The organism is Caballeronia sp. LZ043, assembly GCF_031451075.1.
Taxonomy (GTDB): Bacteria; Pseudomonadota; Gammaproteobacteria; order Burkholderiales; family Burkholderiaceae; genus Caballeronia.
In genome coordinates, this window is the sequence record NZ_JARUXT010000001.1 from 1,685,535 (window position 1) to 1,698,959 (window position 13,425).

The following is a 13,425-nucleotide window of genomic DNA, read 5'->3' on the forward strand; positions in this document are numbered from 1 at the left end:
TCCCGAGCCCGCGGCCAGCACCTGGCCGAGAATGACTTCGCTCACCTGATCCGGCTTCACGCCTGCGCGTTCGAGCACGGCCTTGATGACCGTTGCGCCGAGTTCCGGCGCCGCGATCTTCGCGAGCGAGCCGCCGAATTTGCCCACCGCCGTACGCGCGGCCGATACGATCACTACGTCAGTCATTTCAGTTTCCTTTGGCATCGATTGTTAATGCATTGGCCCGGGCATGATCCGCGCGCCCATGAGCGCCACGGCGCGCCACTCAGAACTCACACTCAGGCATCGCGCTCCAGCACGTAGCGGCCCGGGGCGGCCTCGATCACCGGGTACGCCTTCGAACCCTGCGCCGCCGCCGGCTTGACCTGCTCGCCCGCGTTCGCCGCGAGCCAGGCGGACCACGTGGGCCACCAGCTGCCGGGATGCTCCGCCGCGGCGTCGAACCAGGCGTCCGCGGATTCGGGCAGCGCACCGGTGTCGCCGTCGACCATCCAGAAGCTGCGCTTGTTCTTCGACGGCGGATTGATCACGCCCGCAATATGTCCCGACGCGCCCAGCACGAAGGTCCGCGGACCGCTGAGAATGGGCGTCGAAGCATACGCCGACTTCCACGGCACGATGTGATCCTCGCGCGAGCCGTAGATGAACGTGGGCAACGCGAGCCGCGAGAGATCGATCTTCTCGCCGCATACCGTCAACGCATTCGGTTCCTTCAGCGCGTTTTCGAGATACGTGTTGCGCAGGTACCAGACGCACATCGGCCCGGGCAGGTTGGTCGAGTCGCTGTTCCAGAACAGCAGGTCGAACGCCTGGGGCGTGCGTCCTTTGAGATAGTTATCGACGACGTAGTTCCACACCAGATCGTTCGGGCGCAGATACGAGAACGTGTTGGCGAACTCGACGCCGCGCATCAGCCCCGCCGGCGCGCCGTTCTTGCCGCCGATCGCCTGCTCGCGCAAACGCACGTGCGACTCGTCGACGAACACATCCAGCACGCCCGTGTCGGAGAAGTCGAGCATCGAGGTGAGCAGCGTCATCGAGGCTGCAGGCTCCTCGCCACGGGCCGAGGCCACCGCGAGCGCGGTGGCGAGAATGGTCCCGCCGATGCAGAAGCCGAGCGTATTGATCTGTTCCTCGCCGGTGATCGCCTGCACGACGCCGATGGTCTCGAGCACGCCCTGTTCGACATAGTCGTCCCAGGTCTTGTGCGCGATCGACTGGTCCGCGTTGCGCCACGACAGGATGAACACCTGATGGCCTTCATCGAGCGCATAGCGCACGAGCGAGCTTTCGGGCGAGAGATCGAGGATGTAGAACTTGTTGATGCACGGCGGCACGATCAGCAGCGGCCGCGCATAGACCTTCGGGGCGCGCGGCTTGTACTGGATCAGCTGTACGAGTTCGTTCTCGTACACGACCGAGCCTTCGGTCGACGCAATGTTCTTGCCGACCGCGAAACCCGATTCGTCCGATTGCGAGATCTTGCCGCGCTGCATGTCGGCGAGCAGGTTCAGCATGCCCTGGCGCAGGCTCTCGCCCTTGCTCTCGATGAGCGTCTTCTGCGCATCGGGATTCAGCGCGAAATAGTTGCTCGGCGATGCTGCCGCGGCCCATTGCTGCACGGTGAAACGAATTCGCTCGCGGGTCTTCGGGTCGCTCTGCACGGCATCCGCGAGTTCCTGCAGATAGCGCGCGTTCAGCAGGTACCACGCGGCGGTGAACGCATACGCGGGCGTGGTCTGCCACGAGGTATCCGTGAAGCGGCGGTCCTTCAGCGCGCCCGGGTCGATGTGCTGTTCGCCTGCCTGCCGGAGCAGTTCGGACGCATCGCGCGAATAGTTGCTTTGCAGCTGCTGGAGACGCTCGGGTGGAATCGCCGCGGTGGGGATCTTCGGCAGTGTCGGCAAGCCCTGCATCGCGGCGCCGAAGCCCGGCATGCTGCTCGCCAGCTTGGCGAACTCGGCCATGCCGTTCATCTTCGTAAAGTCGGGCATCTGCGGCATCGCGCCCGGCGCCGGAAATGCGCCCTGGAACGCGGCCGGAAAACCTTGTGGGAAGCCACCGGGGAACGCATTGGGAAATGCATTCGGGAATGCATTGGCGAAGGCGCCGAACGCCGCGAACGGCAAGGCCTCCGCAGCGGCTCCCGCCCCGGCCGCATCAGGTGCGGCATTCGTCTGCTGAGTCAGCTTCGCCCACTGCGCGGGATCGGCAACGGTGCGCCAGGCGTTCAGCCATTGATCGAACGCCTGCTGTACGCCAGTCGATTCGGCCGATGCTTGAGCCGAAGTGCTGTCGGCGGTACGGGAGCGGGAAGATGAGGAAGATGTTTTGGAAGCCATACCCGCCATTGACCTGTGAGTCTCGCAAGACTGGATTGCTGATGCAGGCATCGCCGGGCTTTCCTCGACCAGCGCGCAAGTGTTGATGCGCCCTATGCGCGCCGCAAGAAACCGCCTTGCTACGCCGTGCCCGATTGATTGAATTCCGGGAACATTCTTGCTCCAGGCTATCGGGCATGTCAATGCTTCGTCCCGATTTTGCCGCAGTGCGATAAATTTTTAATTATCGTTTTCCCCCATCCGAAATATTGTATTCACAAGGGGTTTCGTCACGCCCGGGAAACGTTCGCGTGGCAGGCTGGGAGACAGGTCTGGCGGGAGTAACAGGCCTCAGTCGTTCAGCCAGATCATCGCCGCCATGCGTCCCGTCACCCGATCCCGCCGATACGAATAAAAGCGCCTCTGCTCCGTCACCGTGCAATGCGTGCCGCCGTCGATGCGCGCGTCATCGACGCCCAGTTCCGCGAGCCGCAGCCGCGCCAGTGCATAGATGTCCGCGAAGTACTTGGCCGGCGCACCGCCCGTGGGCCGGAAGGCGGCCGTGGTGGCGTCGCGCCGGGCGGCCGGCGCCGCGCTGGCGAACGCCTCGAGCACGTCCTCGCCCACCTCGAACGCCGACGGTCCGATCGCCGGCCCGAGATACGCATGCAGCCCGGCAGGCGACACGCCCGCGAGCGTCGCCACGCGTTCAGCCGTCCGTTCGATGACGCCGCCCGCCAGACCACGCCAGCCCGCATGCGCCGCGCCGACCGCGCAGCCCGCGTCGTCGCAGAACAGCACCGGCAGGCAGTCCGCCGTCATCACGACGCACACGACGCCCGCGCGATCCGTCACGCTCGCATCCGCGCGCGAGCGTTCGCCGAACACGAGGCGGTCGACCACCGCATGCGCGTCCTCGACCTGCGCGCCGTGGATCTGCTCGAGCCATGCGGCGTGCCGCGAAGGCGTCAGCGCCAGCGCGCGGCGCCGGTTCTCCGCGACGGCCTCGGGCGCGTCGCCCGTCGAGAAGCCCAGGTTGAGGCCGCCCGCGCCGGAGCCGTCGTCGAACGGCGCGGCGCTCACACCGCCCGCGCGCGTCGTGACGAACGCGCGCACGCGCGGCGACACCTTCCATTGCGGCCACAGACAAGCGCCGTGATCCAGTGCGGCAACGTGATGCTTCATGCTTCGTCGTCCTCGTAATCGTCGTCGTCCCAGTCTTCGTCGTCTTCGCCGATGACATAGACTTGCGCGAACTCCGGATCCTCGTCGGAGTCGATCTCCTCGTCCTCCCCGAAGCCGAGCGCGGCGGAGAGCGTCTCCATGTCCTCGGGCACCTCGGCGCGCCAGTGCACCGGCTTGCCGGTCGCCGGATGAATCAGGCCGAGGCGCCACGCATGCAGCGCCTGACGGGCGAAGCCGTCCGGCAGCGGCGTGACGGAACGCTTGCCGCGCACGTGCCCGTACAGCGGATCGCCCAGCAGCGGATGACCCGCAGCCGCGCAATGCACGCGGATCTGATGCGTGCGGCCGGTTTCGAGATCGCAATGGATCGCGCTCACCGGCTGGTTGTGCCACAGGGTTCGCTGGATGGTCTTGAAGTGCGTGCGCGCCGGCTTGCCCGCGGCGCTCTGCACGACCGCCATGCGCTTGCGTTCGCGCGGGTCGCGGCCGATCGGCGCGTCGATCGTGCCTTCGTCGCGCATGTTGCCCCACACGAAGGCCACGTATCGGCGCTTCACCGTGCGCGCCTGCAACTGACGCACGAGGTCGGTCTGCGCTTCGAGCGTGCGCGCGACCACCATCAGTCCCGAGGTTTCCTTGTCCAGCCGATGCACGATGCCCGCGCGCGGCAAGCCGGCCGCCGCCGCGCCATAGCGATGCAGCAGACCGTTCAGCAGCGTGCCGCTCCAGTTGCCCGCAGCCGGGTGCACGACCATGCCGGCGGGCTTGTTGATGACCACGAGCGACTCGTCTTCGTAGACGACATCGAGCGGCACCGGTTCGGGCGTGAACGCGAGTTGTTCGGGCAGGAGGTCCGGCACGAGCGTGATGGTCGCGCCGAGCGGCACGGGCTGGCGCACTTTCGCACCGGCGCCGTCGACCTGCACGCGCCCTTCTTCGATCCACCCCTGCAGCCGGCCGCGCGAGAATTCCGGAAAGAGTTTCGCGAGCACCTTGTCGAGGCGGTCGCCGGCGAGTTCGTCGGGCACGTGCGCGACGCGCGGCGGTTCTGCGTCCGCGCCCGTCGTGCCTGTCGTGCCCGTTGCGCGGGGTGCGTCAGGGTTTGCATCGGGCCGCGCTGCGTCGTCGCCGGTGGCGCTTGGGCTATAATCTTTGAGTCGGTCTTTGGTACGACGGGTACTTGAGCGGGTCATTTGAACAAGATTCGGCAGGACTTGCCGTAGAAAACCGCGCATGGAAACGCGCGTAAGGATCCACGCAAACGCCGCACGCGAAAACCGCGAGACATTGCGCGAGCGGCGGCGCCGGACACACAGCTGGACACAGCGAGAATCAGCCAGGAACACCAAGCACTGATGCGAGCCTTCAACACCATTCATCAATCGATGCGTCAAACGATCAAGTATCTTGCGCTGGCCGCCAGCGTCGCGATCGTCGCAGCCTGTCACGGCCTGCCGGAGAAGACCGACGAAACCGCGCTGTGGAACAACAACAAATTATATACGGAGGCCCAGGACGCGCTTTCCGGCAGCGACTGGGGCAAGTGCGCGAAGTACTTCGAGGCGCTCGAAGGCCGTGACCCGTTCGGCCACTTCGCGCAGCAGGCGCAGATCAACGTCGCGTACTGCAACTGGAAGGACGGCGAAACCGCCAACGCCGACCAAGCCATCGACCGCTTCATCAAGCTGCATCCGGATCATCCCGATATCTCGTACGCCTACTACCTGAAGGGCATGATCCACTTCAACGACGACCTGGGCCTGTTCGGCCGCTTCTCGGGTCAGGACATGAGCGAGCGCGATCCGAAGTCGCTGCGCGAGTCCTATGACGCGTTCAAGGTGGTCGTCGACAAGTACCCGCAAAGCAAGTACGCGCCGGACGCCGCGCAGCGCATGCGCTATATCGTCAACGCGCTGGCGTCGCACGAGGTGCATGCGGCGGACTATTACTATCGGCGCGGCGCGTACGTCGCGGCCATCAACCGCGCGCAGCTCGCCATTCGCGAGTACAAGAACGCACCGGCCACCGAAGACGCGCTGCACATCATGATGCTGTCCTACGGCAAGCTCGATCAGCCGCAACTCGCCGACGACACCAAGCGCGTGCTCGCCGCTACGTTCCCGGACAGCCCGTACGTGACCGGCAAGCGTCGTCAGGGCACGGACGACAAGCCGTGGTACCAGATCTGGTAAGCGGCGCATGAAAGCAGGACATCGGTCCTGCACGCTTCCCGGAAACGGCGCGCGATCGATGATCGCGCGCCGTTTTGTTTATGCGCCGGCCGCTGGCTAACTTACGAAGTTCCACATGAGGCGGCCACTGCGCGAACGCAGCCAGACGTCATAGCGGGAGACGAAGTCCTTGTAACTGGCGGGACAGGTTTCGGACAACCGCAGCAGCCAGACGGCATACGAGAAGTTATCTGCGTTGGCTATCTTGTCCACGGGCGGCAGACGCGCGAGGTCGGCGACGTCCATGCCGATTGGTCCAGGGACCATCGCTGCGTACTTCTGGTCCGTCGACGTATGCGCCATCGCATGACGCCACTCGTGCGTGAAGACCTGCGACATCCGTGACTTCAGGCTCGACGGCGGAACAGATTCGGCCAGCGTCTTGATGCCCTCGTCATAAACGGTGAGCTGGACGTCCTCCGGCGCATCATCCACCTGTGCGATCCCCCCGGCCGCGCGCGCACGCGTATGCGTCGTCATGACCGTCGAGGGACTGGTCGCGCCGTCCGCCTTGGTCAGTACGCTCCTGAAGTCGAGGTGGGAATAGTTCAATCGTGCCGGGTACTGTTGCGTGCGCTCGACCAGCTTGAGGAAGTTCTGCCTGTCCGCGGTCCGCGTGCGGCCCCAGAAGATCTGCAGCACCTTGTCGACCCTCGCCAGATCGCTCGCTGTGGTGCTCTTCACCATTCTCCGGGCCACCGCGAGACTCGCTTCGGCGCAGTCCGCGCCGTCGAACAGCAGCACTCGCAGTTCGCGAGCCCTTGCAATCGGCATCCCGTGGACGCGGTCAAGCGGAATCGACGCTCCCCGATAGCGCCTCCACAGGTTTCTGAAGCCGGTGCCGTGCCGTCCGCCCGAAGCGAACACCAGTGACCAGCGGGAATCGACCCATTGCACGGGCGCACCGTACGACACCAGATTGCCCGCGGTCGGATTCGCGAGCCGGTAACTGCCGTAGTTCGCATCCCAGTCGACCTGATAGACCGCTTCGACGTCCTGGAAAGCGGCAGCGGCATGGTGATAGCGGTTGAAAAGACTCTCGGCGATTCGCGTTGCCATTCTGGGAACGACTTCACGCGTGACCGCTGAAAAATCGAAGTGATCGTTCCGTTGAAGCGCTTCTTCCAATTCTTCCGGACATGCTTCTTCCGTTTCGCTTTCCTCGGTCTCTTCGGTGTCGAAAGTCGCGTCGTGCAACGCTCTCTCCCAGGCCGGATCTACCGGGCCATGGGTCGAGGAATTCGTTGCAGAAGGATGAGCCTGATTGCCGCGAGGACGGCGCAATCTCAGTTCGCTTTCCGAAGCAAATGGCATTGACCGACTCTCCCGGGAATCTGATCCCGCAGACAATGCCTTGGCCAACGAGGTCTGGCAGGAACAGAAAATCGGTCGTCTAAACGGCGAATCGAAGGATCGGAAATGCGTGTTCCGCAAAACAAACGCAGCAAGAAATGGAGATCTTCAGAGGCAGCATTCTCCGGCGTGAGTGCAATGACGGGATAGCTGCCGTTCAAAACACTACTCGGCCAGCTCCGTCTTCCACTTTGCCGCATCGCTGAAAAATTCACGCACCACGTCCAGTTCACGCGTGCGCTTGAACGGCGGCAGGCTTTGCCAGATGCGCCGGCCATACGGTTTCTCGACGAGACGCGTATCGCAGATCATCAGCACGCCGCGATCGGTCTCCGCGCGAATCAGCCGCCCCGCGCCCTGCTTGAGCGTGATGACCGCCTGCGGCAGCTGATGCACCGCGAACGGACTCAAACCCTTCTTCGAGAGCGCGTCCAGCCGGGCCGCGAGCACGGGATCGTCGGGCGGCGCGAACGGCAGCTTGTCGATGACCACCAGCGACAGCGCATCGCCGCGCACGTCCACGCCTTCCCAGAAGCTCTGGCTGCCGACCAGGATCGCATTGCCGTAGGCGCGGAAGCGGTCGAGCAACTCGGTCCGGCTGGCATCGCCCTGTACGAGCAGCGGATTGTCCCAGCCACGGCGCTCGATCACCTCGCGCAGCCGCGTGGCAATGCGGTCGACCGCGCGCAGCGTCGTACACAGCACGAACGCGCCGCCGCCCGCCGCCTCGATCACCGGCAGCGCGGCTTCGAACACGGCATCGGTGAACTGCGGCGACGACGGCTGCGGCAGATTGCGCGGCACGTACAACAAGCCTTGCGACGGATAGTCGAACGGGCTCGGCAGGGTCATCGAGCGGCGCGAGTTGAGGCCCATCTGCGCCGCGTAATGCGTGAAGTCGCCGCGCACCGAGAGCGTCGCCGACGTGAAGATCCACGCGCGCGGCACGCCCGCGCGCTGCTTGGCGAAAATCGGCGCGACCGACAACGGCGTCTCGTGCAGCTGCACCGTGTGCGAGAACACTTCGATCCAGCGCACCATCTCGTTCGGCTCTTCCTTCGCGGCTGCGACGGCGGTCTGTTCGTCCGCGACGACCGCGCGTTCGAGCGAGGTCGGCGGCGTGGTCCAGCCGGCCAGCAGGTCCTGCAGTTCGCGCGCGCGGCGCACCAGCGCCTGCAGCGATTCGGCGCGCTCCGCATGCGACGACAATGCCGCCGCCAACGCCGCAAGATGCGTTTCGAGCGTGTCGAGCGCCTCGAACAGCGGATGACCGTCGGGCAACTGGCCGAGCGACAGGCGCACCGAATCTTCCTTGAACACCAGCCGCAAGTCGCGCGCTGCGCGTTCGAGCGCGGCGCCGAGCTTGGTCCAGTCGGCGGCGTCGCGGGCGTGCGAGAGACCTTCGGCGACCGTATCGCGGGCGAGTTCGAGCAGCTGCGTGGTGGACAGCGTGTCGCCGAAGAACAGCGTGGCCGTTTCCGGCAACTGATGCGCCTCGTCGAAGATGATGGTGTTGGCCATCGGCAGGAGTTCGGCCATGCCGGTGTCGCGCAGCATCACGTCCGCGAAGAACAGATGATGATTCACCACGACGATGTCCGCCTGCTGCGCTTCCTTGCGCGCCTGCATGACGAAGCATTCCTTGTAGTGCGGACAATCCTGGCCGAGACAGTTGTCGCGCGTGGAGGTGACCATCGGCCAGACCGGCGAATTCTCCGGCACGCTCGCGAGTTCGGCCTTGTCGCCGGTGCGCGTGATCTTCGCGAACCGCACGATCTCCTGCAAATGCGACGTGTCCTGACGCGTTGGCAGACGGCCGTTGTCGGCCGTGCGCTCGAGATAGTAGTGACACAGGTAGTTTGCGCGGCCCTTCAGCATTGCCACCGACACCGGCACCGCCAGCGCGTCGCGCACGGTGGGGATATCGCGCTGGAACAGCTGGTCCTGCAGATGTTTCGTGCCGGTCGAGACGATCACCTTGCCGCCCCACAGCATGGCCGGCACGAGATACGCATAGGTCTTGCCCGTGCCCGTCCCGGCTTCGACGATCAGCGTGTTCTCGCCGCCGTCGATGGCCGTCTTCGCCGTTGCGATGCCCAGGTCTTCCGCCGGGGGCGCGTCGGGGTCATGCGGCTTGTCCGACGGTCCGAGCTTGCGCGCGGGGCGGCGCTGCGCCTCGAACATCGCGGGCTCGGGCATCGCGCGGCCGGAGGCCTCCATGGCGGCGGCGACCGAGCGCGCCATTTCGATCTGCGAGGCACGCGGCCGATAACCGTCGATGGCGCGCGCAAGCAGTCCCTGCGCCGCGAAGATGGCGTCGAGTTCGACGGCGCGCTTGTCCGTGAGCGCGTGCGGCGCGGGGACGTCGTCGCGAGAGGGTGTGGGTGCGTTCAAGGCGTGCTCAATCCTGCGGGGTTCCGGCGGCGGGTGCGGGGGGCGCCGCCGCCGGCATGCATGGGCATGCGCCGCCGGCGGCGCGCGGCGTCAGTGCGCGTCCGGGTCCAGCTGCAATTGCAGCAGGAGAATGGTGTCCTTCACCTTGAGCTTGCGCTTCTTCAAGCGTCTCAACTCGAGGTCTTCGATGCCCGACATCTTGTCGATCAGGATGTCCAGGCTGTGATGCTCTTCCTGCAACTGCGCGATGCGATCGCGCAGCAATGCGGCATCCATGGTGGGTTGTCGGGGTGCGTTCAAGCGCTGCTGCATGCTCGCCTCCTTTCATCCGCTCTTGCATCCGCTTCTTGATCTGCTTCGCGCGTGCCCGCAACGCGGACACGCATGCGCTACTTGCCCTGCTGCTGCTGTTGTTGCTGCTGTTGTTGCTGGCGCTGCTGGTCTTCAGCGGCCTGCTGCGCCTTTTCCTGCTGCTTCCTTGCTGCTTCCTTCTGACGCGCCTCGACTTCGGCGCGATGCTGCGCGGCTTCCTGCTGCTTCTGTTCGTAACGCTGCGCCTTCAGATCCCGGTCCTGCGCGTCCTGCACGCCGCGTGCGCGCGCATCGTCGAGTTGCTTCTGGTAGTCCGCCTGCTTGCGATCGTACGCCGCCTGATTGGCCGCGCGCTGCGGCGCCTCGGCCTGGCGCTGGGCGGCTGCCAGCGCGTTCTGGCGCTGCTTCTCATCGAACGATTGCTGGCTCGCACGTTCGTTGGCCGCGCGCTGCGGCGCTTGAGCGTCGTACTGCGCCTGCTTGATCGCGGTCTGCTGGTCGCGCTGGCGGGCGCGCTCGGTGCGCTGTTCGTCGTCTAGCGCGAGCTGGTCCTGACGGATCTCCTGGCGCGTCTCGCGCATCTCGTTGCGCGCATTGTCGAGGCAATGGTTGACGAAGAAATTGCTGTAGCAGTCGTGCCGCTTCACGCCAAAGCGATAGTCGTTTTCCTCGGTGCGCTTGTTCAACGCTTGCTGCCGTTGCGTGAATTGGGCCTTGAGCACGGCGTCGGGGTCTTGCGTGTCGCTGGAATTGCTGGAGGATGAGTCGTCGAGTGGACGGGTGCTGACGGCGGTATCGGGAGAAATGGGCTTCGGCGTCTGCGCACGCGCATGATCCGGCACGAAGGCGGCAAACAGCATGACTGCCGTGGCGAACCTGACCACCGTCATGGTCGAGGCAGTCGACGCGGCGCGTGCGCCTTCAGCTGCGCCGGCGTGGCCTGCAGCCGAGCCGGAATGGGCGGCGCGAAAAAAGCGTAATGTGGGCAAAGGAATGAACGGCAACGTGATCAGGAATCAGATGCGAAGCGGCTTGGGCGATGCCCAAATTCTATCACCGCGCGCCGGAGGGCTCTGCCATTTATGGCAAAATGCCCCGCTCCAGCAACCCGGTCCGAACCGGCTCGTCACGCGGTCACGTGCCCGCCGCGCCTCGCTCACAGCAGGCTCGTGCGTGCGGCGCGATGCCTGCCGGCGAGCCCGAGAACAGCGCAGACACATGACGGAAACCGTAGCACTCAAGATCGTACAGCGCATCGCCACCGAACTCACCGTGCAGCCGCGCCAGGTCGCCGCCGCCGTGCAGCTTCTCGACGAAGGCTCGACTGTCCCGTTCATCGCCCGGTATCGCAAGGAAGTCACCGGCAATCTCGACGATACGCAACTGCGCACGCTCGAAGAGCGCCTGATCTACCTGCGCGAACTCGAAGAGCGCCGCGCCACGATCCTGTCGAGCATCGACGAGCAAGGCAAGCTCAGCGACGAATTGCGCGGCGCCATCGAAGGCGCGGACAGCAAGCAGGTGCTCGAAGATCTCTACCTGCCCTACAAGCCGAAGCGCCGCACGCGCGCGCAGATCGCCCGCGAAGCCGGTCTCGAACCGCTCGCACAGGCGCTGCTCGCTGATCCGACACTCGACCCGCAAGCCGAAGCCGCAAAATTCGTCGATGCCGAAAAAGGCGTCGCCGACACCAAGGCCGCCCTCGACGGCGCACGCGACATTCTCTCGGAACAGTTCGGCGAGACGGCCGGCATCCTCGGCAAGCTGCGCGACCATCTGTTCAATCAGGGGCTCGTGATGTCGAGCGTGGTCGACGGCAAGCAGAACGAGGAAGGCGAGAAGTTCCGCGATTACTACGACTACAGCGAGACGGTCCGCACCGTGCCCTCGCACCGCGCGCTCGCGCTGTTTCGCGGCCGCAATGCGGGCGTGCTGAGCGTCAAGCTCGGCCTCGGCGAGGAGCTCGACGCGCAGGTTCCGCATCCTTGCGAGGCGATGATCGCGCAGCAGGTGGGCATCGCCAACCGCGGCCGCTCCGCCGACAAATGGCTGTCGGACGTCTGCCGCTGGTGCTGGCGCGTGAAGGTGCAGCCGCACATCGAAACCGAGCTGCTCACGCAACTGCGCGAGCAGGCCGAGCACGAAGCCATCCGCGTGTTTGCGCGCAACCTGAAGGATCTGCTGCTGGCCGCGCCGGCGGGCCCGAAGGCCGTGATCGGACTCGATCCGGGCCTGCGCACGGGCGTGAAGGTCGCGGTCGTCGATCGCACCGGCAAGCTGCTCGCAACAGACACCATTTATCCGCACGAGCCGCGCCGCGACTGGGATGGCTCGCTCGCGAAACTCGCCCGCATCGCGCAAGCGACGCAGGCCGAACTGGTGTCGATCGGCAACGGCACGGCCTCGCGCGAAACCGACAAGCTCGCGAGCGAACTGATCGCGAAGCATCCGGAATTCAAGTTGCAGAAGATCGTGGTGTCGGAAGCGGGGGCGTCGGTGTATTCGGCGTCGGAACTCGCGGCAAAGGAATTCCCGGAACTCGATGTCTCGCTGCGCGGCGCCGTGTCCATCGCGCGCCGTCTGCAGGATCCGCTCGCGGAACTCGTCAAGATCGAGCCGAAGGCGATCGGCGTCGGCCAGTATCAGCACGACGTCAATCAGCGTGAACTGGCGCGCTCGCTCGATGCCGTCGTCGAGGACTGCGTGAATGCCGTCGGCGTCGATGCCAACACGGCGTCCATCGCGCTGCTCGCCCGCGTGTCGGGACTCAATGCAACGCTCGCGCGCAATATCGTCGAGTTTCGCGACGCCAACGGGCCGTTCCCTTCGCGCGAGCATCTGAAGAAGGTGCCGCGCCTCGGCGACAAGACCTTCGAACAGGCCGCGGGCTTCCTGCGCATCAACAATGGCGACAACCCGCTGGACCGGTCGTCGGTGCACCCGGAAGCGTATCCGGTCGTCGAACGCATGCTCGCCAGGATCAAGAAGCAGCTCGGCGACGTGCTCGGCAAGCGCGAGGCGCTGACCGGGCTGTCGCCGGCCGAGTTCGTCGATGAGCGCTTCGGCCTGCCCACCGTGCGCGACATCCTCGCGGAACTCGAGAAGCCCGGCCGCGATCCGCGCCCCGAGTTCAAGACGGCGACCTTCAAGGACGGCATCGAGAAAATCTCCGATCTCGTGCCGGGCATGATCCTCGAAGGCGTCGTGACGAACGTGGCCGCGTTTGGCGCGTTCGTCGATATCGGCGTGCATCAGGATGGCCTCGTGCACGTGTCGTCGATGTCCACGAAGTTCATCAAGGATCCGCACGAGGTCGTGAAGGCCGGTCAGGTCGTCAAGGTGAAGGTGCTGGAGACGGATGTGAAACGCCAGCGCATTTCACTGACGATGCGTCTCGATGATGATTTCCCGTCTGCGTCCGCCGGCAGCGGTTCGGGTGCGCAGTCGCGCGGCGGACAGGATCGTCAGGACCGACGCTCGGGCCAGCGTCCGCAGCAGCGTCGCGAGCCGGAGGCGGCAGGCGCGATGGCCGCGGCGTTCGCGAAGCTGAAGCGCTGAGGGCTTCGGCGCCAAACGAAAACCCCACGTTCGCACGTGGGGTTTTTGCTTTCTTACGCGAAAAGAATCCG

Annotated in this window: 9 protein-coding genes and 1 pseudogene; 2 read left to right on the top strand and 8 right to left on the bottom strand. The window is 65.3% G+C overall.

Translation table 11 applies throughout. The annotated features are described in order from the left end of the window. The 4 genes and pseudogenes from QCE64_RS07615 to QCE64_RS07630 form a co-directional block, all read right to left on the bottom strand. Positions 1–186, bottom strand: a pseudogene (locus tag QCE64_RS07615) (acetyl-CoA C-acetyltransferase); the annotation flags it as partial. A 92-nt stretch (positions 187–278) separates the two neighbouring features. Continuing rightward, positions 279–2,342: a class I poly(R)-hydroxyalkanoic acid synthase gene (gene phaC / locus QCE64_RS07620; RefSeq protein ID WP_310003295.1), complete on the bottom strand. Its 2,064-nt coding sequence runs from the start codon at positions 2,340–2,342 to the stop codon at positions 279–281. Between the two features lie 330 nt (positions 2,343–2,672). Further along, positions 2,673–3,506 (bottom strand): peptidoglycan editing factor PgeF, encoded by an 834-nt coding sequence (gene pgeF, locus QCE64_RS07625; protein ID WP_310003297.1) that lies wholly within the window; start codon positions 3,504–3,506, stop codon positions 2,673–2,675. Then, positions 3,503–4,699, bottom strand: coding sequence for an RluA family pseudouridine synthase (locus QCE64_RS07630; protein WP_310003300.1), 1,197 nt, complete (start codon positions 4,697–4,699; stop codon positions 3,503–3,505). Before QCE64_RS07630 ends, pgeF begins: the two co-directional genes overlap by 4 nt. A 162-nt stretch (positions 4,700–4,861) precedes the next feature. Between QCE64_RS07630 and QCE64_RS07635 the strand changes: the two genes are divergently transcribed. Beyond that, positions 4,862–5,698, top strand: a complete 837-nt coding sequence (locus QCE64_RS07635) for an outer membrane protein assembly factor BamD (protein ID WP_309916531.1) — start codon at positions 4,862–4,864, stop codon at positions 5,696–5,698. A 96-nt stretch (positions 5,699–5,794) separates the two neighbouring features. Here QCE64_RS07635 and QCE64_RS07640 read toward each other — a convergent pair whose 3' ends face one another. From QCE64_RS07640 to QCE64_RS07655, 4 genes are all read right to left on the bottom strand, one after another. Continuing rightward, positions 5,795–7,051 carry a hypothetical protein gene (locus tag QCE64_RS07640; protein ID WP_310003302.1) on the bottom strand — a complete coding sequence of 419 codons (1,257 nt, stop codon included), beginning with the start codon at positions 7,049–7,051 and terminating at the stop codon, positions 5,795–5,797. Positions 7,052–7,255: 204 nt separating this feature from the next. Beyond that, positions 7,256–9,484 (bottom strand): ATP-dependent DNA helicase, encoded by a 2,229-nt coding sequence (locus QCE64_RS07645; RefSeq protein ID WP_310003304.1) that lies wholly within the window; start codon positions 9,482–9,484, stop codon positions 7,256–7,258. Between the two features lie 90 nt (positions 9,485–9,574). Further along, positions 9,575–9,760 carry a DUF465 domain-containing protein gene (locus QCE64_RS07650; protein ID WP_309811527.1) on the bottom strand — a complete coding sequence of 62 codons (186 nt, stop codon included), beginning with the start codon at positions 9,758–9,760 and terminating at the stop codon, positions 9,575–9,577. A gap of 113 nt (positions 9,761–9,873) precedes the next feature. Continuing rightward, a complete protein-coding gene (locus QCE64_RS07655; protein ID WP_309930209.1) occupies positions 9,874–10,686 on the bottom strand; it encodes a colicin transporter in 813 nt (270 codons plus the stop codon). 328 nt (positions 10,687–11,014) lie between these two features. Here QCE64_RS07655 and QCE64_RS07660 point away from each other — a divergent pair, with 328 nt between their 5' ends. Continuing rightward, positions 11,015–13,354: a Tex family protein gene (locus QCE64_RS07660; RefSeq protein ID WP_310003306.1), complete on the top strand. Its 2,340-nt coding sequence runs from the start codon at positions 11,015–11,017 to the stop codon at positions 13,352–13,354. Positions 13,355–13,425 lie beyond the last annotated feature (71 nt).

Coding starts and splice junctions, on each gene's coding strand:
- QCE64_RS07650 (WP_309811527.1), bottom strand. CDS start 9,760: ATGGATGCCGCATTGCTGCGCGATCGCATCGCGCAGTTGCAGGAAGAG.
- phaC (WP_310003295.1), bottom strand. CDS start 2,342: ATGGCTTCCAAAACATCTTCCTCATCTTCCCGCTCCCGTACCGCCGAC.
- QCE64_RS07630 (WP_310003300.1), bottom strand. CDS start 4,699: ATGACCCGCTCAAGTACCCGTCGTACCAAAGACCGACTCAAAGATTAT.
- QCE64_RS07640 (WP_310003302.1), bottom strand. CDS start 7,051: ATGCCATTTGCTTCGGAAAGCGAACTGAGATTGCGCCGTCCTCGCGGC.
- QCE64_RS07660 (WP_310003306.1), top strand. CDS start 11,015: ATGACGGAAACCGTAGCACTCAAGATCGTACAGCGCATCGCCACCGAA.
- QCE64_RS07655 (WP_309930209.1), bottom strand. CDS start 10,686: ATGACGGTGGTCAGGTTCGCCACGGCAGTCATGCTGTTTGCCGCCTTC.
- QCE64_RS07635 (WP_309916531.1), top strand. CDS start 4,862: ATGCGAGCCTTCAACACCATTCATCAATCGATGCGTCAAACGATCAAG.
- pgeF (WP_310003297.1), bottom strand. CDS start 3,506: ATGAAGCATCACGTTGCCGCACTGGATCACGGCGCTTGTCTGTGGCCG.